Source organism: Streptosporangium sp. NPDC000509, assembly GCF_042898365.1.
Lineage (GTDB): Bacteria > Actinomycetota > Actinomycetes > Streptosporangiales > Streptosporangiaceae > Streptosporangium.
Window position 1 is genome coordinate 110,190 of sequence record NZ_JBIAYX010000007.1, and the last position, 18,679, is coordinate 128,868.

Genomic DNA, 18,679 nt, shown 5'->3' on the forward strand with positions numbered 1-18,679 from the left:
TTCGCACCTCGGTGGCCCGGCCAGGGCGGCCTCCCGATCCCAAGGGAGCCAAACCGATGCCACGACGACTCACCGGCTTCACCCCGTCCGGCGACCTGCATCTGGGCAACTACATCGGCGCGATCGCCCCGATAGTCGCCAAGCAGGCCGTCACGGACACGGTGGTGTTCATCTCCGACCTGCACTCCCTGACTCTGGAGCATGATCCGGCCGAGGTGCGGCGGCGGACGCTGGAATTCGCGACCATCCTGCTGGCCGCGGGCGCGGACCCCGAGGCGTCTTTGTTCCTGGTCCAGTCGCACGTCCCCGAGCACGCCGAACTGCACTACCTGCTGGAGTGCACCACCGGGTACGGCGAGGCCCAGCGCATGATCCAGTTCAAGGAGAAGTCCGGCCGTCAGAACCAGGTCCGGATGTCGCTGCTGACCTATCCGATCCTGATGGCCGCCGACATCCTGCTGTACGACACCGACGAGGTGCCGGTCGGCGAGGACCAGAGCCAGCATGTGGAGCTGGCCCGCGACGTCGCCCAGCGGTTCAACACCCGCTACGGCCCCACCTTCACCGTCCCCCGGGCGGTCAACCCGCCGGTCGCCGCCCGCATCATGGACCTGACGTCACCCGGCGACAAGATGAGCAAGTCGGCCCCCTCGGCGGCGGGGGTGCTTCGGCTGCTCGACGAGCCGAACGTCCTGCGGCGCAAGGTGATGCGTGCGGTCACCGACGCCGACACCGTGGTGAGCTACGACCCGGAACACAAACCGGGAGTATCCAACCTGCTCGCCATCCTGGCCGCCTGCACCGGCGACGAGCCTCAGCGGCTGGCCGGGCGGTTCGACCGGTACGGCGAGTTGAAGGAAGCGGTCGCCGACGCGGTGGTGGCCACCCTCGCCCCCCTCCGGGACCGCTACCTGCGACTGGCCGAGGACCCGCGGCACGTCCAGGCGGTGCTGCGGGCCGGTGCCGACCGTGCCCGCGGACCGGCCGGCGCGAAGGTACGCCAGGCCAAGGCGGCGATCGGTCTACTCCCCGGATGAGCCGGACCGATCATGCGCATACCTCTCCGGTCTACCCGCGTACCGGCGAGGAGTACACCCGATCCGACACGGCCACGATCGATCCACATGCTCGACCTCATCGCAGGCTCCCTGGACTACATCGACGAGCGCAGCCGACGCCTGTGGCCCGGCCAGGTCGGCCATCGGCACGGGCGGGAGGATCACCTGGCCTTCCTGCGGGCGCGCGAACTGCCGCGCGAGCGCAAGGCCCCATCTGAGGGTGCGCCGGCATGGCGGCCTCTGCCGAGGAATGCCAGGACCTGGCATTTCTTTGCCGGGGTATGAGATTCGAGATGTGGTTCCTCCGTATTCTGGGCGGAAGGCGCATAAAGCTCACCAGGTGGAAGGCTTTGGAGTGAGCCGGATGGCAGATGGCTGGAACGGCGGGGGAGGGCCCGACGAGAAGCTCGTGGAGCGGTTCCTGGATGGGAAGCTCACGGGGAATGACGTACGCGCCGTGACCCTGCATTCGTGGCGGCGGTGCCAGGAGGCGGGACTCACGCCCGGCACCGTGCAGCCGCGCCTGCTTGGTGATCTTGACTTCGACTGCGGAGTGGTGCGCGCGGCCCGGCCCGTGTTCGAGCGGCTGCGTACCGTCGTCGGGGGCACCCCGGTGAGCATGTTCCTGGGCGATGCGAATGGGGTCATGTTCCTGCGCAACGAGGGCGAACCGGCCCTGTCCCGGACTCTGGACGCGGTCGGCGCCGCGCCCGGGTTCCGCTTCGCCGAGGCGGACATGGGCACCAACGCCTTCGGCTCGGCGCTGGTGGAACGGCGAATCTTCCAGGTCACCGGCAATGAGCACTTCGCGGAGGAACTGCGCGGGCTCACCGGCGTAGGCGCCCCGATACGCCACCCGCTCAGCGGGCGGGTGAACGGGGTCATCAGCGTCGTCGGCCCGAACGACACGGCCAACGCGGAGATGATGGTCCTGGTCCGGCGATCGGTCGCCGCCGTCGAGCAGCGCCTGTTCGAAATGGCGGCCGACCGCGAGCGGGCCCTGATGGAGGAGTTCCTCCGGGCACCGGATGGAGGCGCCCCGACGGCTTCCACGCCCTTTGACCTGTGCCGCCGTGATCGGCTCGCCCTGGAGGACGCCGCCGTGAGGCTGGTCGCGCAGGGCCGGGCGGCGGTGGTGAAGATGGTCATCTCGGACGGCCGCACCGCCACGCTCGTGGCCCAGCCGATCAACGGTTCCACCGCCATCGCGGTGAAGGCGCGGTTCACCGACGGCCAGCGGGCCCGGCCGAACAGGGGAAGATGATCGGAACCGAGGAGTGGCTGCTCGCCGTGAGCGAGCCGGGCATCGGCCGGCTCGCCCTGCGGGCGCGCGAGCGACTCAGCCTGCTGTGCGACGCCGGCTCCCGCATCGGCACCACCCTGGAGGTCACCCGGACCGCCGAGGAACTGACCCAGGTCGCCGTCCCCCGGTTCGCCGACTACGTCGCCGTCGACCTGACCGACTGCGTCCTGCGGGGCGAGGAGCCCGGCAGCATGGACGCGGGGCAGCGCCGGGTCGCCCTCACGGGCATCAGGGAGGGGACCGCTCTGCACCAGCTTGGCGTGCTCATCCACCCGCTCCCGTCCACGCCGCAGGGGCGCAGCCTCGCCACCGAGCAGCCGGTGCTCGGCTCGGTGTTGTCCAACACCTTCGGGTGGCTGGCGCAAGATCCCGAGCGCTGCCGGAGAATCTGTGAGCAGGGCATCCACTCGCTCATCGCGGTGCCGATGCGGGCCCGGGGCGTCACGCTCGGCGTGGTGAGCTTCTATCGCGCCACGGGCAAGGACGCGTTCGAGGAGGACGACCTCGCCCTGGCCGAGGAACTGGTCGGCCGCGCCGCGGTGTGCGTCGACAACGCCCGCCGCTACACCCGCGAGCACGCGATATCCGCGGAGCTGGAGCGCGTCACCGCGTCGTTGCAGCAGGCGCTCGACCTCCAGCGACGCTTCACCACCGACGCCTCGCACGAACTGCGCACCCCGCTGGCCGGGCTACGGGTCACGTTGGAGGAGGCGCGGCTTCACCCCGACGAGACCGACCTCGCCGACCTGATGGAACACGCCCTGGGCGATGTGGACCGGCTGCAGGCCATCATCAGCGACCTCCTCATGCTGGCCCGGATCGGAGCGGCACCGCCCGCCGCCCTGGAGTCCGTCGACCTGGCCGTACTGGCCAAGGCCGGAACCGCGCGCCGCACCGACGATCCGCACCCGGCCCGGCTCGACCTCACCGCCGACGTGACGGCCGACGCCGTCCCGGAACAGATCCGCCGGGTGCTGGACAACCTGCTGGACAACGCGCAACGGCACGCCGCGCGCGACGTGCTGGTCACGGTGCGCCGCGCCGGAGGCATGGCCGAGCTCAGCGTCACCGACGACGGCCCGGGCGTGCCTCCAGCGGAGCGCGAGCACATCTTCCAGCGTTTCGCCCGGCTGGACACCGCCCGCAGCCGCGACCGCGGCGGCACCGGGCTCGGCCTGGCCATCGCCCGTGACATCGCCCACGCCCACCACGGCACCCTCCACGCCGAGGACGCGCCCTCGGGCGGAGCACACTTCGTCCTCCGCCTCCCGCTCAACACGCGGACGGCGTGAGGGCCCGGACCGTACGCGAAGGGCTCGGACGGTTCAGACGCGCGGCGAGCCAGGCGCTCGTCTCGACCAGCTTGCCCAGGTCCACTCCGGTGTCGATGCCGAGTCCGGCCAGTTGCCAGAGCAGGTCCTCGGTGGCGAGGTTACCGGTGGCGCTCCTGGCGTAGGGGCAGCCGCCGAGGCCGCCGGCGGACGCGTCGACCGTGGTGACCCCGCGGCCGAGCGCGACGAGGGTGTTGGCCAGGGCTTGGCCGTAGGTGTCGTGGAAGTGCACGCCGATCCGTCCGACCGGCACCCCGGCGCCCACCAGGGCGTCGAGCAGCGTGGCGACCCGGCCGGGGGTCGCGACGCCGATCGTGTCGCCGAGGCCGAGCTCGGTGCAGCCGAGCGCGAGCAGCCGCGTCGCGACCGCGACGACCTGGGGAATCGGCACCTCGCCCTCCCACGGGTCGCCGAAGCACATCGACAGGTAGCCTCGCACGCCCAGGCCCGCCTCGCGGGCGCGGGCGACCACAGGGGCGAACATCTCCAGCGACTGGGCGACGGTCCGGTTCAGGTTGGCCCTGGCGAAGGATTCGGTGGCGCTGGCGAAGACGGCGACGTCGGTGAGCCCGAGGCCGATCGCCCGGTCCAGGCCGCGTTCGTTCGGGACGAGCACCGGGTAGCGCACGCCGTCGCGCCGCTTCAGCCGGCGCAGCACCTCTTCGGCGTCGGCGAGCTGCGGCACCCATTTCGGATGCACCAGCGAGGTGGTCTCCACGACGGTGTGCCCGGCGTCGACGAGCCGCTCGACGAGCTCGACCTTCACCTCGACCGGCAGGATCGCGGCCTCGTTCTGCAGGCCGTCCCGTGGCCCTACCTCCCAGATCGTTATCCGGCCGGGCAGGCTGGGCAACGGGTCGACTCCGTAGCGGTTCACCCTTGCCCCTTGCGTGAGGGGAACTCGGGTGATCGGCGGGCGGCGAAGGCCGCCAGGCCCTCGCGGGCGTCGGGCGAGGTGAAGGCCCGCTGCCCGTAGAGCGCCTCGGCGTGGAACGCCTGGTGGAGCGGGAGGTCGCCCAGGCGCAGGACGGCCTGCTTGATCGTCGCGACCGCGGTGCCGGACAGCCCGCCGATCCGGTGGGCCCACGCGAGCGCCGTCGGCATCACCTCCTGCGCCGGTACGACGGCGTTGAGCAGGCCCAGTCGCAGCGCTTCGGCGGCCGGGACGCGCTCGCCGAGCAGCAGCAACCGCATGGCCCAGGCGTACGGGATCTGCCGGGTCAGCCGGGCGAGTGTGCCCCCGGCCGGCACCACTCCGACGCCCGGCTCGGGAAGGCCGAACTCGGCGTCCTCGCTCGCGACCCGCAGGTCGGTGGAGAGCATGATCTCGAACCCGCCGCCCAGACACAGGCCGTTGACGGCGGCGATCACCGGTTTGAACAGGCTGGTGTGCTTCTGGTGCGCGCCGTCCCAGCGGGAGATGTCGAACCGCCCCTCGGCCAGCGCGGGGATCGACTCGCCCAGGTCCGCGCCGACGCAGAACGCGCGTTCCCCCTCGCCGGTGAGGATGGCGGCGGCGATCGTGTCGTCGTCCCGCACCCGGGCGAAGGCGTCGGCGAGCTCGTCGTACATGGCCAGGGTCAGCGCGTTGAGCTTGGCGGGACGGGCGAAGGAGATGATGGCCGTGGACCCGTCCCGCTCGAAGCCGATGGTCAATCAGATCACCCCCGCGGCGCGGAGTTCGGCGATCCGCTGCGGGGAGAGGTCCAGCAGGCCCCGCAGTACGGCGTCGGTGTGCTCGCCGGGGCGCGGGGCGAGCGTACGCGGCCGGGCGGGGGTGACGTCGAGCTTGATCGGCTGGCCGAACATACGCAACGGCCCGAAGTCCGGGTACTCGACGTCGACGATCATGTCGCGCGCGGCGATCTGCGGATCGTCCACCACTTCCGCGATGGTCCTGACCGCGCTCAGCGGCACCTGGTCGCCGGCCAGTTCTTCGAGTTCGGCGCGGGTGCGTGACGCGAACCAGTCGTGCAGAAGCGGACGGATCCGGTGAGAGTAGACACCGGGGTCGAACCGCTTGGCCATGGTGTCGATCTCCGGGTCACCGGCGAGTTCGGGACGGCCGAACATCGTGCACGTCAGCCGCCAGAACTTGTCGGTGTAGCCCCCGAAGAAGACGTACCCGTCCCTGCACGGGTACAGCTCGTACGGGCGTACGAACGGGTGCTGGTTGCCCAACGGCCTGGGCACCTCGCCGTCCACCGTGTACGACACGACCGCGTTCTCGGTCAGCGACAGCACCGAGTCCTGTTGCGACACGTCGACGAGCTGACCCTCACCGGTGCGTTCGGCGTGCCGCAAGGCGGCCAGGGTGCCGATGACGGCGTACAGGGTGGCCGACAGATCGCCGATGATCGTGCCGACCCGGACCGGGGGCCGGTCGGCGTAGCCGTTCATCGACCACAGGCCGCCGGTGGCCTGCGCGGAGTTGTCGTAGGCCGGCCTGCTCCGGTACGGCCCGGTCTGGCCGAAGCCGGAGATGGCGGTGTAGACCAGACGGGGGTTCTCCGCGCGCAGGACGGCGGGCCCGACGCCGAGCTTGTCCATGGTGCCCGGCCGGAAGTTCTCCACCAGCACGTCGGCCCGGCGCACGAGCCGCTTGAGCAGGTCTCGCCCGTCGGACGTCGCCAGGTCGAGGGTGAGCCCGAGCTTGCCGCGGTTGTACTGCGCGAAGAACGCGCTGAACGTGCTCCCGTCGGCGGCCGGCAGATGAGGGGGGAAGTCGCGGGCGTAGTCCGGTTCGCTCGGCCGCTCGACCTTGATCACCGTCGCACCGAGGTCGGCGAGAATCATCGAGCAGAACGGGCCCGCGACCACCCGGGTGATGTCCAGCACCACGACTCCGGCGAGAGGCCCGCGCTCCGCCGGGACGAGGCCGTCGCCGTCCCAGGTCTCGGCGGTCATCGGGCGCACACCTCCTCCGGCGCGGCCACGCGCACCCTGGTCTCCAGCAGGGTGCCGCAGGCCGGGCTGACGAACTCGTCCAGCAGGACGGCGGGCTCTCCGGACCGGGGCCGGATCCGCACGCCGAACTCGGCGAGGCGTTCGGCGGCGGGACGGGTCCGGATCACGGCGTCGTCGCGCCAGTCGTCGGCGGTGCCGATCCGGGCCCCGCTGGCCGGGCAGTACCAGTGGCCGTCCCGTCCCCGCTGCGGGACGGAGGCTCCGGCGACGCCGGTCATCGTGTCCAGGACCGCCGCCGCGGGGGGTGTGCCGCCCAGCCGTTCCGCGCGGAGCGCGGCCCTGCGCCCGGCGGTCGCGGCGAGGTCGGCATGGTCGCCGTCGAGCACCACGCCGTAAACACGCTCGGCCGCGGCCGCGGTCACGTAGCCGTCACCGACGTCCTGCGCGACCCGCGCCGGGTCGCGCAGCAGGGGGTCGCCGTAACCGCCTCCTCCGGCGATCCACTGGACGAAGACGTCGCCGCGCCGGACGGTGAGGTCGTACTGGTTGATGTCCAGCAACTGCCTGGTGGCCGCGGAGAGGTTCTCCTCGGTGGGGACGGCGCCGCCGGACATGAGCCGCCACACGTCGGTGTCGCGGCACAGAAGGTGGCCGCTGCCGCCGCCGGGCAGGCCGCCCCCGTAGCCGTCGGCGGGCACCTGGGCGCTGGGCGCGAACACGGTCTGTGTCACCTCGCTCGCGCCGTGCAGTGTCCAGGCGAATTCGTGGCCGAGGCCGCCCCGGTGCGCGCCGTGGCCCGCGCTGGCGGGAGAGAGCCGCTTCCACAGGTAGAGCACCGGGTAGAGCATCTCGTTCATCTCCACATCCGGCAGCATGTTGTTCATCTGCGTCATCATTCCGGCGCAGTCGAGGCCGTCGGCCTCGGGCTGGGCGCCGGCCCCCATGCCGCCGCCGTCCATGTTGAACAGCACGAAGTAGTCGCCGTTGTCACGGGTTCCGGCCGAGATCCCGCCCGTCCAGGAGTCGGCCCAGACACCCTGCGTACGCTCCCGGAGCACGGGGTCGTCACTGGCCCGGCACGGCTCGTTGAACAGCTTGGTGATCAGTCTGCTCACCCGGGCCCCGGTGGTGAGGTGGCCGTTGCTGATCGGCGCCGGCGGGCGCGGGTTGACGATGCTCCCCGGCTCGGCGACCACCTCGAAGGCCGTCATGACGCCCTCGTTGAACGGCACGTCCCACGCCAGGATCGGCACGACGGCGGTGGCGACGCTGCCCACCAGGGCCCCGTAGCTGCAGTTGACGAACCCGTCGGTCTGCGGGCTGGAACCGGTGAAGTCCAGCGTGACCTGATCGCCGCGCTTGGTCAGCGTGCACCGGACCCGGTAGAGATCGTCGGTGTGCCCGTTGTGCTCGGTCCACTCCTCCGCCTCCCACACGCCGTCGGGCAGCCGGGCCAGCCGGTCGCGCACGACCTGCTCGGCGATCTCGAAGTTGCGCCGCGTGTACGCCCGGAAGCGGTCGGGCCCGAACTCGGCGATCGTGGCGAGCAGCCGGCGGATGCCGGTGTTGTTGCTCGCGACGAGGCTGCGCACGTCGTTCCAGTACGGCACGGGGACACGGACGTTGTTGAGCAGGATCCGCCGGACCCACTCGACCGGCTCGCCCCGCTCGAAGACCTTGACCCCGGGCGGCAGCCGCAGGGCCTCGCTGTAGCAGTCGTACGCACCGGGCGCGAAGCCACCGGGGGTCATGCCCCCGACGTCGAGCAGATGCGCCTGCGACTGTGCCCAGCCGATCAGCTCCGCGCCGTGGAAGATCGGGGAGATCACGTTGGTGTCGGGCGGGTGGCTCGCCCCCGCGGTGTGCGGGTCGTTGCAGATGAAAGCGTCGCCCGGATACAACGGCTCGCCCCGGATGGCCTCGACGAGGTTGCGGACGGCGACGCTGCCCGACCCGATGTGGAACTGCACGTAGTCCGAGTACGCGTAGATGCGTCCCTCGGGATCGAACAGCGCGGTGTTGAAGTCACCGGCCTCGGTGATGACGGGCGATCCGGAGGACCGGATCATCGCGATGCCCATCTCCTCGACGATCGAGTCGAGGCGCATCCTGATCACTTCCAGCGTGACCGGGTCGAAGTCGTCGGACGTCGGTGAGCTCACGGGGTCTCCTTCGATCAGGCGGCGTCGCCGGCGCCGGCGTGGTTCAGGCGGATGAGGAAGTGCCCACCGTCGATGACCTCGACCGTCGCGGCCGGCGGCACGTAGACGGTGGTGTCGGGTTCCTCGATCAGGCACGGGCCCTCGGCCTTGCCGAGCGCGCCGAACCCCCGGTGCACCTCGACGTGGCGGCGGTGGCCGGACAGCGGCTCGACGACCTCCCGCGTGGTGACGGTGTGCCGCTCCTGGCCGGGGGTCTCGGTCACGGTCTGCGTCTCGGTGCGGCCGACCGCCCGTACTCGCGAGTTGACCAGCAGCACCTCGGCCTCGGTCCACGCGGTGCCGGTGCCGAACTCGGCCTCGTAGTCCGCCACGAACCGGCGGCGCAGCGTCTCCTTGTCGCCCTCCCGGAACGGCTCCTCGGGCAGGCGCGTGGTCACCTCGAAGATCTGGCCGACGAACTTCATGTCGGCCTCGCGGAAGACCGCGCGGCGGTCCTGGGGGATGCCCTCGGCGTCGAACCAGTCGCGCGCCCGCTGTTCCAGGACGGCGAACTCCCTCTCCAGCGCCTCGGCCGGCTGGTCCATCGTCCACGGGCTGGTCTGAACCGCGGAGAAGACCGAGTCGGCGTGCATGAGCCCGTACGCCGAGAACACGGCGGCGTTACGTGGGATGACCACCTCGCCCACTCCCGTATCGGCGGCGATCGCGGCGGCGAACAGCCCGCAGGCGCCGCCGAAGCCGACCAGGGTGAACTCACGGGGATCGTGCCCGCGGTTGACGGTGATCTTGCGTAGCGCGTTGGCCATCTGTGAGGTCGCCAGCCGGTACATGCCGTGCGCGGCGGCGTCCTCGGACAGCCCGAGCGGGCCGGCGAGGTGCCGCCGGATCGCCTCGCGCGCCTTGCCCGGCGACAGGGGGACCGTCCCGCCCAGGTAGTACTCGGGGTTGATCAGCCCCATGACCAGCGCGGCGTCGGTCACGGCCGGACGCTCGCCGCCCTTGCCGTAGCAGGCGGGCCCGGGCACGGAACCGGCGCTGTGCGGGCCGACGCGCAGCACCCCGCGGCCGTCGATCCAGCCCAGGCTGCCGCCCCCGGCGCCGATGGTCTCGATGTCCACCGCGGTGAGGCTGGTGGGTAGCCCGCCTATCTCGGCTCGCGGCAGCACCCGCAGCTCGTCGTCGATGATCGCGGCGGCGTCGAGGCTGGTACCGCCCATGTCGGCGGTGAGCACCCGGCGCCGGCCCAGCCGCATGCCGAGCAGGCGCGCGCCGGTCACCCCGCCGACCGGGCCGGAGTTGAACATCGAGATCGGTGCCCGCGCGGTCTCCTCGACCGAGAGGAACCCGCCGTGTACCTGCATGATCTGCACCCTGGTGCGCAGCCCCTTGGCGGCCAGGGCGTCGGCGAGCTGCTGGAAGTGGGTCGCGACGATCGGCTTGACCGCCGCGTCCAGCGCCGTCGTCACCATGCGCTCGTACTCCCGGTACACCGGCGTCAGCGCGCTGGACAGCGAGTAGGGCACGTCCGGGTGGTGCTCGCGCAGATGATCGGCGATCGCCCGCTCGTGCGCGTCGTTGCGGAAGGACCACAGCAGGCACACCGCGATCGACTCGGCGCCGGCCGCGAGCACCTGCTCCACGCTCGTACGCACAGCGCCGGGCGACAGCGGCACCAGCACGGTGCCGTACGCGTCGACGCGTTCGGGCACCTCGACGATCAGACGCCGGTCCACGATGTCCGGCGGCGGCGCCAGCTTGTGCGAGTCGCGCTCGTCGGTACGCGCGGAGCGGGCGATCCGCAGCGTGTCCCGGAAGCCCTGGGTGGTCAGCAGCCCCACCCGGGCGTACTTCTGCTCGTCCACCGCGTTGGTGACGATGGTGTTGCCGAGCACGAACCGGTCGATCGCCGGGTAGAACTCCGCCTCGCTCAGCCCGACCTGCTCGCGCAGAATGCTCAGCGCGGCGAGGATGCCGGTGGTCACGTCCGGTGTCGAGAACGCCTTGCCGCGCACGGCGCGGCCGTCGGCGATGGCGACGGCGTCGGTGAAGGTGCCCCCGACGTCGATACCCACGTCCAAAACCATGGCTTCTCAGTCTCCTTCGGCTGTACCGGCTCCGACACGGAGTTCGGCCAGGATCTGCTCGGCACGGTCGGCGCGTACCGCCTTGGCGGCGAGCATGCGCGCGACCACTGTGGGGATCTCCTCGGGGCTCGCGCCCGCGGTCACCGCCACGTTGCGCGCGTGCAGTGACATGTGTCCTCGCTGGATGCCCTCGGTGGCCAGGGCCCGCAGTGCGGCGAGGTTCTGCGCGAGCCCGACCGCGGCGACGACACCGGCCAGCTCGCTCGCGGTCCGCACCCCCAGCAGCCGCACCGCCGCGCGCGCCACCGGGTGCACCTTCGTGGCCCCGCCGACCAGACCGACCGGCATGGGCAGTTCCAGGGAGCCGGACAGGTTGCCCTCCGCGTCGCGTTCGAAGTGGGACAGGGAGGTGTAGCGACCGTCCGGGGCGACCGCGTGGGAGTGCGCGCCCGCCTCGACCGCGCGGGTGTCGTTGCCCGTCGCCAGCACCACGGCGGTGACGCCGTTCATGATGCCCTTGTTGTGGGTCGCCGCCCGGTACGGATCGGCCTCGGCCAGCGCCGCCGCGTGCACGATGTCCCGCACCACCTGCGAGCCCCCGAGGGCCTCGGCGTCGAAGACGGCGCGTGCCCTGGCCAGGCGCAGGTCCGCCTTGTTGGTCAGGATCCGCAGCAGGGTACGGCCTCCGGCGATCTCACCCACCCTGGTCGCCACGGCCTCCGCCATCGTGTTCACCGCGTTGGCGCCCATCGCGTCCCGCACGTCGACCACGAGGTGGAGAACGACGTAGACGTCCTCGCCCGACGGCACGAGCCGTACGGTGATGTCCCGTACGCCGCCGCCGAACTCCACCAGGCGCGGGTCCTGCGCGTTCGCCAGCTCGGCGAGCTCGCCACGCGCCTCCAGCAGCCGCAGCCGCGCCGCGTGGGGGTCGGCCGCGCCCAGCACCTGCACCTGCGCCTGCATGATCGGCGCCGAGCACGTCGTGGCGAAGCCGCCGTGTATCCGGGCGATGCGCGCGGCGTTGCTCGCCGCGGCGACCACCGACGGCTCCTCCGTCGCCATCGGCACCAGGACGTCGGATCCGTTGACTCTGAAGTTCGTGGCCACGCCCACCGGCACCCCGAGGACCCCGAGGACGTTCTCGATCATGTGGTCGGCCTGGTCCAGGGTGAGCCCGGCGGCCGGATCGAGTACGTCGAGCGCGCCGGGATCGAGCCCGGCGCTCTTCGCGGCGAGGGCCCGCCGCTCCCCGGGCGACAGGTCGCGTAACCCCGTCAGCCGACTGTGAACACCCACGATGCCTCCCGCATACCGCCGAAACAGGCTGTTGATCGAGCCGAAACGCAAACGGCTTGTGCGGAAGGCTAGGTCCGACCGGAACGCCACGCCCATGGGTGAATCACACGCCGTTGAAGCCATTGCCATGTGTGAACCGACGTAGATCACAGACCGGTCGCGAGGGCGTGCATACGTACGGCCACGGTGACGCGAAAGAACGGCTCCGGCTCGCGCCACGGCGGGCCGAGCAGCAGGGTGATCCTGTCCAGACGCTGGTTGACCGTGTTGATGTGCATGTTCAGCGCTCGCGCCGCCCGCGCCGGGCTGCAGTGCGAGTCGATGTAGGTGCGCAACGTCTTCACCAGGTCGGTCGAATGATCGCGGTCCCAGCGCAGCACCGGCCCGAGCACCGCCTCGGTGAACGCGACGATCCCGTCGCGCCCGGCGCCGAACAGGGCCAGGTACGGCTGGTAGGCCGCCGCGTTGACGGCCGTGTCCTGGATGCCCATGCCGTGCAGCAGATCGGCGCACTGGCGCAGCGGCTCGAACCGGGCGCCCAGTTCGCCCCATGTGGCGACGGGCGCGTCGGCCACCACGAGCACCGGCGGCCCCGTCAGCGGGCGCACGCACTCACGGACCTCGGTCGCCGCGCCGTCGGGGTCGGCCGCGTCCGTCAGCACGACCACACAGCCCGCGTGCTCACCGGCCAGCAGGCCAGGGCGCCAGGTGCCGAGCGCCTGCACGGCCGCCCTGCGCCGGTCACGCGGCACCAGCACCGCGACGACCATGCGCAGCGACTCCAGACGGACCCCGCGGGCGCGGGCCCGCAACATCAGCTCCTCGCGGTGTGTGCCGTCGCCCAGCAGGATGTCGGAGATCAGCTCCCCCCGCACCCGCTCCTCGGCCTCGGCGACGGCCTCCCGCTTCAGCGCCAGCAGGGCCACGATCTGCGCCGCGCGCTCGATCGTGCGCCGCTCGACCGAGCCCAGCGCGAGATCGCCGTGGCCGACGAGGATCGCGCCGAGCAGCGTCTCGGCGGCCACCACGGCGACCACGACAGACGCCCCGTCATCCGACGGGTCCAGGAACACGCACCGCCCCGTGGTGCGGCTACGCTCGACCGCGGCGCGTACGTGCGCGGTCACGGGCGAGGACTCCCGCGAGGCATCGGTCCGCGCCGAGGCGAGCGGGGCCAGGTCGCGGTCGAATATCTCCACCGACCGTCCCAGCGAGGCGGCGAGCGTCCGGGCCACCTCGTGCGCGGTGCCCCCGCGCAACACCGCATTGGTGAGGTCCTGATGCACCGCGCTGGCGCGTTCCCTCGCCGCCATGGTGCGCGCGAGATCCTCGTTGGCCGCCCGCGCCGCCTCGGCCGACGCGCGGGCCTGCGCCAGCAGGTGCACCGTCTGCAACACCACGGCCGCGTGGTCGGCGAACGCCGACAGCAGCACGATCTCCTCGGGCGTGAACGCGTGCTCGTCGCGGTTGGCCGCGAACAGCACCCCCAGCACGCGGTCGCCCGCCACCAGCGGCACACCAAGCAGCGACACCAGCCCCTCGGCCCGCACGGCCTCGTCGATCTCCGCGTCATGCGGGACGTCGAGATAGTGGTCGTAGTTCGTCGTCCACTGCGGGCTGCGCGTGGACACGACCTTGCCGGCCAGGCCCTTTCCCGGGGGCACCCGAAGCCGGCGGAACTCGGGCGCGAACGTGCCCAGCGTCGAGCGCACCCGCAACTCATCGGTCTCCTGATCGAACTCCGACAGGTACGTCACGTCGGTGCCCACCAGGCCATGCGCCCGGGCCACCAGGCGGTCCAGCAGCGCGTCCAGATCGCGCAGCTCGGCCAGCTCACGCGCGCTGGACAGCAGCGCGGACAGTTCTTGATCGCGCCGACGCCACCGCGCCAGCGCCGCCCGCACCCGCCGCGTCCGCCGCAGCACGCCGGCCAGCTCGACGCCGTCGAGCGACTCGGCGAGCGGCGCGACGGCGCTCTGCTCGTCGGCCGTCTCATCGAGCAGCAGGTCCAGCAGTCCGAGCACCGAGTCCAGGGGCACCAGCGCCCGCTGCGCGGGCAATACCATGTTCCCAGCATATGGGCCCCGTCTCACGTGCCGGTATGGACGTGGCCGCTGTGTATCCGGGCGTCGGCAGCCCTTCCTCAAGCAGGTGGACGATGCGCCACAGCCGGTCGGCGCCCGGATCCACCGGCCCGATCCTTCCCTGCCGGCCCGGACAACAGGGCTGACGCGTGCCGATCAGAGTGATCGCAGACAGTCCCATACTGATCGCAAGAGCCGATTCTCCAGGTACGGCCGGAGCTGTAGGCCCGGGCCCCCGGCTGAGCCGCCGGAGCACGGCGAGGTTGATCCGCCGGTGCGGGAGTTGGCGGTGCGGCTGCTCCGGACTCCGCAAGGGCTGGGCGCAAGACGACATGGACGCTGTCCGGCACCACCGTCGTTGGAAGGCCGGAGTCCGGGTCATGGGTGTAGGAGCGCGTTGAAGCGTCCGGGGGTGAGGTCTTGCCATCCCATTCTGCGTGCGAGTCTGCGCAGCTCGCGTTTGTAGGCACGGACCTCGACATAGGTGGCGTGCCGGTCGCTGCCTACGAATCTGATGCCACCCGAGAGGTCGGGGCTTTCCGACTCCACGATGTGTCGGAACGATCTGATGCGATCGGGGTTCGATCGGGTGTCGGCCAGATGCTCGGCGATGAGGTGGGCGATCCGGTCGAATAGCGTGTACGCGCTTGAGTTCACCTCGATATAGCTGATTCCGAACAGCCCCGGCCGGCGAGCGAACGCGTTGAGGAACATCTTGGGTCTGCCTCCCGCCCATTCCATGTAATCCGGTGGGAGGTAGGGGATCGACATGTTGTAGCCGGTGGCGAACAGGACGAGGTCGACCTCCTCGCGGCTGCCATCGGTGAAGAGGACGTCCTTGCCGTCGAATCGGGAGATGCCGGGTTTCGCGGTGATGTCGCCGTGCTGCAGGTAGTGGAGGAGCTGCGTGTTGATGAGCGGGTGTGACTCGAAGAGCTTATGATCCGGGCTCGGCAGTCCCCACCGGCGGACGTCGCCGATCATGATCGGCGAGACGGTCCTGTAGAGCAGGCGTTCAACCCAGATCGGCAGGTGTTCAGATGTGTCCGACGGTTTGCCCATGATGTGTTTGGGGATGAAGTGATACCCGCGGCGGGTGCTGATGAACGCCTTGTCGGCGTGTGCCGCCGCATCACACGCGATATCGGCGCCCGAGTTCCCGAGGCCGACGATGAGGACGCGCCTGCCCTCGAACTCCCGGGGATCCGTGTAGGTCACGGAGTGGCGCGTCTCCCCGATGAAGGCGCCGGAGACCTCCGGCATCTTCGGGTCCCATGTCACGCCCGTGCAACAGATGATGGCTGCCGCCTGGATGCGGTCGCTGTCGGTCGTGACCGTCCACTCGCCGGTGGCGTCGTTCTGCGTCACGGTTGTGACGCGGGTGTTGAATCGGATCCGGTCGCGAAGCCGGTACGCGTCGGCGAAGGACCGCGTGTAGTCGAGGATCTCGGCGCGGTTCGGGTAGTCGCCGAACGTCTGCGGCATCGGATGATCGAAGAAGCCGGATTTGTCTCGTGATGAGATGAAATGCGCGGATTTGTACATCGGAGTCCCCGGATTGTCAAGATCCCAGATCCCGCCGACGTCGGTGTGACGTTCGAGCTGGACATAGGGGATCTCGCGTGCCAGGAGAGCGCGGGCGGCGGCGAGCCCCGCGGGGCCCGCGCCGATGATGACCACAGGTAGGTCTGTCGTGGGAATCGGCGTGGGGGTCGTCATGCTCTTCCTCGGTTGTCGCGGGAGCGCTTTGGGTGCGGTTACGCGGCGGTCGTGCCCGCTCGGAGCCATGCCGTGGCGTTGCCGGGGATACGTCTGTCAGCGGTCACCGGTTGGGTGCTGATCAGTACGCTCCCCTCGGGAAGGTGAATCGGATCGTGGCTGAAGTTCGTGATCGACGTCCATCCGTTGGCGCGCCGAAACGCGATGACGTCCTCGCCGAGGTCGATCCACTCGATCGACTCGTCACACTGCAGATCCCGCCTGAGGCGCAGCGCGGTGCGATACAGCGACAAGGTCGAATCGGGGGCGGCGGTCTGCGCTTGGACGGAGAGCGCACCGAACCACTCGGGCTGCGGCAGATGTGAGGTCTGCTCGCCGAAGCCGAACGACGGTCCTTGGGTAATCCACGGAAGCGGGACTCGGCAGCCGTCTCGGGTGATGGCGACGCCGTCCTCAAGGCGCGCCATCGGGTCCTGCCATTGGCCTGGCGGGATGTCCGTCACCTCGGGCAGGCCGAGCTCCTCGCCTTGATAGAGATAGGCGCTGCCGGGCAGGGCGAGAGAGAGCAGTGTCGCGGCGTTGGCGCGCCGCAGACCGAGAGCGACGGTGTCCGGGGTCGGGGTGGGGATGAGTCGGGGATCGGCACCATCGGGGAGGGCGAGGCGGCTCGCGGGTCGCACGACGTCGTGGTTCGAGAAAACCCATGTGCTCGAGCTGCCGGATCGGGCGGCCAGCTCAAGATTGTGCTGGACGATCGCCCTGACCGCGGGTGCACCCCACGGCGCCGTGAGCAGGTCGAAGTTGAATGCCTGGCCGAGGCCGGTGGCACTGGCGTAGCGAACGCGCCGGTGAGGCTTCACCCACGCCTCGGCGACGGCGAACAAGGGCGGGTCGTAGCCGTCGAAGACTTCTCGCCATTCGGCGTAGATGTCGTGCACCTCGTCGCGGTCGAAGAGCGGATGCTGCCCATCCGCGAAAGGATCGTCGAAGGTAAGCCCCTTCAGTATGGCCAGGCCCGGAACGATCTGCTGCCAACTCGGGAGCGGATCGCGAAGATCCTTGGCCAGGCCCATCGCGACGTCGACCCGGAAGCCGTCCACTCCTCGGTCGCCCCAGAAACGCAATGTACGCAGGAAGTCTGACCGCACGTCTTCGCGCTGCCAGTTCAGATCGGGCTGATGCTTCGTGAACAGGTGCAGATACCACTGTCCATCCTCGACACGCGTCCACGCCGGCCCGCCGAAAAGCGCCATCCAGTCGGTCGGGGGCAGATCCCCGTTTTCGCCGCGACCGTCTCGGAAGACGTAACGATCGCGCGCCGCGGAGCCGCGTCCGCCACCCAGCGCCTCCTGGAACCAGGCGTGGCGGTCGGAGGTGTGGTTCGGGACCAGGTCGACGATGACCTTGATGCCCCGTTCGTGAAGCGCGTCGACGAGCTCATCGAAGACCTCGAGTGTACCGATGAGCGGATCGACCTCGCGGTGGTCGTCGACGTCGTAGCCGCCGTCATTGAGGGCGGACGGGTAGAAGGGGCTGAGCCACACCGCGTCGATGCAGAGGGAGGCGAGGTAGTCCACTCGGGAGAGGACGCCGCCCAGATCGCCGACCCCGTCGCCGTTCGAGTCGGCGAAGCTACGCGGATACACCTGATAGACGACGGCCTGGCGCCACCACGCCGGGTCGGACATGCGGGACAGTCTCGCCTGATCTGCTGCGGGTGTGGGATGGGACGACATGCGCTGCTCCAGTCGGCTAGAGCGCCGCAGGGGGCGGCAGCCGGTAGAGACGGTAACACGAAAATATCCGAGTGGACAATTTCAAGCCAAGTCTCGCCGACCACATGCGAAAGCACGAAGAAACCCCGCATCCCCCCTCGAAGGGATGCGGGGTTTCCGGTCACTCTCCGGCGGTGTCGGCCTTGCCTGGAGGGGCGAGAAGCCGGCCGAGGACGCTCATGCCGGCCGACATGTCCACACTCCGGTCGAGCAGCCACTGCGTGGACAAGCCGTCGCTCGCGGCGACGATGACGGCGGCAATCGTCTCAAGGGGGATGTCGTCGCGAACGACGCCGGCGGCGCGTCCGGCGACGAGGAGTGCGGTGACGTCACCGCGCAGACCGTTGTAGCGATCGATGAAGTACGCACGCGAGTAGGTGTTCTCCCGCTCGAGCGCCCGGGCGATCATCGCGTTGTAGAGCGCCATCATCCCGGGCTGACGCAAGCTGAACTCGGCCATGGCGGCGGCGAACACGGCGGGGTTTTCGCTGCTCTCGTTGGCCAGTTGCTCGCGCGCCCGGGCATCGGCTTGACGTAGAACTTCGAGAAACAGCTCCTCGCGTGAACCAAAGTGATGGCGGAGCACGGGGTGGGTCACCCCCAGCGAGTCCGCGATCGACCGCAGCGATGTTCGATCCGAACCCAGCTCGTGAAAGACATCGAGCGCCTTGTCGACGATCTCCTGCTTCCGGCGCGCGCTCTTCGCGTACGGGCCCCGATCGGACTGCTTCGTCACGTTCTCCTCATTTCTTCCGGTTTTCCCAGGCGGGGCATGCCTAGCCCTCCGTCGCCGCGCTCGGTCCATCGTATTCCGCGAGCACATCCAAAAATATCCATCTGGATATTTTGTGCTACGGTTCTACCACTTGGCACTGGACCTTCATGGGACGTCCGAAGTCCACCGACCCGGGAGTCGGATACATGAGACCGAAACAGGCACCAGCGCGCTTGCGAGAC

Annotated in this window: 14 protein-coding genes; 4 read left to right on the forward strand and 10 right to left on the reverse strand. The window is 70.3% G+C overall.

Annotated features, from left to right (window positions below):
• The first annotated feature begins 56 nt into the window (after positions 1–56).
• The 4 genes from trpS (at position 57) to ACFY3D_RS14805 (ending at position 3,653) form a co-directional block, all read left to right on the forward strand.
• Positions 57–1,037 carry a tryptophan--tRNA ligase gene (gene trpS / locus ACFY3D_RS14790; RefSeq protein ID WP_389979456.1) on the forward strand — a complete coding sequence of 327 codons (981 nt, stop codon included), beginning with the start codon at positions 57–59 and terminating at the stop codon, positions 1,035–1,037.
• 87 nt (positions 1,038–1,124) lie between these two features.
• Positions 1,125–1,343 carry a hypothetical protein gene (locus ACFY3D_RS14795; RefSeq protein WP_389979459.1) on the forward strand — a complete coding sequence of 73 codons (219 nt, stop codon included), beginning with the start codon at positions 1,125–1,127 and terminating at the stop codon, positions 1,341–1,343.
• A 79-nt stretch (positions 1,344–1,422) separates the two neighbouring features.
• Positions 1,423–2,322 carry a GAF domain-containing protein gene (locus ACFY3D_RS14800; protein WP_389979462.1) on the forward strand — a complete coding sequence of 300 codons (900 nt, stop codon included), beginning with the start codon at positions 1,423–1,425 and terminating at the stop codon, positions 2,320–2,322.
• Positions 2,319–3,653: an ATP-binding protein gene (locus ACFY3D_RS14805; protein ID WP_389979464.1), complete on the forward strand. Its 1,335-nt coding sequence runs from the start codon at positions 2,319–2,321 to the stop codon at positions 3,651–3,653. Before ACFY3D_RS14800 ends, ACFY3D_RS14805 begins: the two co-directional genes overlap by 4 nt.
• Here ACFY3D_RS14805 and ACFY3D_RS14810 read toward each other — a convergent pair.
• The 10 genes from ACFY3D_RS14810 to ACFY3D_RS14855 form a co-directional block, all read right to left on the reverse strand.
• Positions 3,634–4,569, reverse strand: a complete 936-nt coding sequence (locus ACFY3D_RS14810; RefSeq protein WP_389979467.1) for a hydroxymethylglutaryl-CoA lyase — start codon at positions 4,567–4,569, stop codon at positions 3,634–3,636. The genes ACFY3D_RS14805 and ACFY3D_RS14810 overlap by 20 nt on opposite strands.
• Complete coding sequence (locus ACFY3D_RS14815; RefSeq protein ID WP_389979470.1) at positions 4,566–5,348, reverse strand: enoyl-CoA hydratase/isomerase family protein; 783 nt, start codon at positions 5,346–5,348, stop codon at positions 4,566–4,568. Before ACFY3D_RS14815 ends, ACFY3D_RS14810 begins: the two co-directional genes overlap by 4 nt.
• Positions 5,349–6,599, reverse strand: coding sequence for a CaiB/BaiF CoA transferase family protein (locus ACFY3D_RS14820; protein ID WP_389979473.1), 1,251 nt, complete (start codon positions 6,597–6,599; stop codon positions 5,349–5,351).
• Positions 6,596–8,761, reverse strand: a complete 2,166-nt coding sequence (locus ACFY3D_RS14825) for a hydantoinase B/oxoprolinase family protein (protein WP_389979476.1) — start codon at positions 8,759–8,761, stop codon at positions 6,596–6,598. The genes ACFY3D_RS14820 and ACFY3D_RS14825 overlap by 4 nt, the downstream gene beginning before the upstream one ends.
• A 14-nt stretch (positions 8,762–8,775) precedes the next feature.
• Complete coding sequence (locus ACFY3D_RS14830) at positions 8,776–10,845, reverse strand: hydantoinase/oxoprolinase family protein (protein ID WP_389979479.1); 2,070 nt, start codon at positions 10,843–10,845, stop codon at positions 8,776–8,778.
• A 6-nt stretch (positions 10,846–10,851) separates the two neighbouring features.
• A complete protein-coding gene (locus tag ACFY3D_RS14835) occupies positions 10,852–12,144 on the reverse strand; it encodes a hydroxymethylglutaryl-CoA reductase, degradative (RefSeq protein ID WP_344743558.1) in 1,293 nt (430 codons plus the stop codon).
• A gap of 146 nt (positions 12,145–12,290) precedes the next feature.
• The gene (locus ACFY3D_RS14840) at positions 12,291–14,210 is read right to left on the reverse strand and encodes a helix-turn-helix domain-containing protein (RefSeq protein WP_389979483.1); all 1,920 of its coding nucleotides are present in this window, start codon (positions 14,208–14,210) and stop codon (positions 12,291–12,293) included.
• A gap of 396 nt (positions 14,211–14,606) precedes the next feature.
• Positions 14,607–15,947 carry a flavin-containing monooxygenase gene (locus tag ACFY3D_RS14845; RefSeq protein WP_389979486.1) on the reverse strand — a complete coding sequence of 447 codons (1,341 nt, stop codon included), beginning with the start codon at positions 15,945–15,947 and terminating at the stop codon, positions 14,607–14,609.
• A 38-nt stretch (positions 15,948–15,985) separates the two neighbouring features.
• Positions 15,986–17,635, reverse strand: coding sequence for a glycoside hydrolase family 13 protein (locus tag ACFY3D_RS14850; RefSeq protein ID WP_389979489.1), 1,650 nt, complete (start codon positions 17,633–17,635; stop codon positions 15,986–15,988).
• Between the two features lie 208 nt (positions 17,636–17,843).
• A complete protein-coding gene (locus ACFY3D_RS14855; RefSeq protein ID WP_350945484.1) occupies positions 17,844–18,458 on the reverse strand; it encodes a TetR/AcrR family transcriptional regulator in 615 nt (204 codons plus the stop codon).
• Positions 18,459–18,679 lie beyond the last annotated feature (221 nt).

Excerpts from the sequence above, each read along its gene's own strand:
- trpS (WP_389979456.1), top strand. The coding sequence starts at position 57 with ATGCCACGACGACTCACCGGCTTCACCCCGTCCGGCGACCTGCATCTG.
- ACFY3D_RS14795 (WP_389979459.1), top strand. The coding sequence starts at position 1,125 with ATGCTCGACCTCATCGCAGGCTCCCTGGACTACATCGACGAGCGCAGC.
- ACFY3D_RS14800 (WP_389979462.1), top strand. The coding sequence starts at position 1,423 with ATGGCAGATGGCTGGAACGGCGGGGGAGGGCCCGACGAGAAGCTCGTG.
- ACFY3D_RS14805 (WP_389979464.1), top strand. The coding sequence starts at position 2,319 with ATGATCGGAACCGAGGAGTGGCTGCTCGCCGTGAGCGAGCCGGGCATC.
- ACFY3D_RS14820 (WP_389979473.1), bottom strand. The coding sequence starts at position 6,599 with ATGACCGCCGAGACCTGGGACGGCGACGGCCTCGTCCCGGCGGAGCGC.
- ACFY3D_RS14830 (WP_389979479.1), bottom strand. The coding sequence starts at position 10,845 with ATGGTTTTGGACGTGGGTATCGACGTCGGGGGCACCTTCACCGACGCC.
- ACFY3D_RS14840 (WP_389979483.1), bottom strand. The coding sequence starts at position 14,210 with ATGGTATTGCCCGCGCAGCGGGCGCTGGTGCCCCTGGACTCGGTGCTC.
- ACFY3D_RS14845 (WP_389979486.1), bottom strand. The coding sequence starts at position 15,947 with ATGACGACCCCCACGCCGATTCCCACGACAGACCTACCTGTGGTCATC.
- ACFY3D_RS14850 (WP_389979489.1), bottom strand. The coding sequence starts at position 17,635 with ATGTCCGACCCGGCGTGGTGGCGCCAGGCCGTCGTCTATCAGGTGTAT.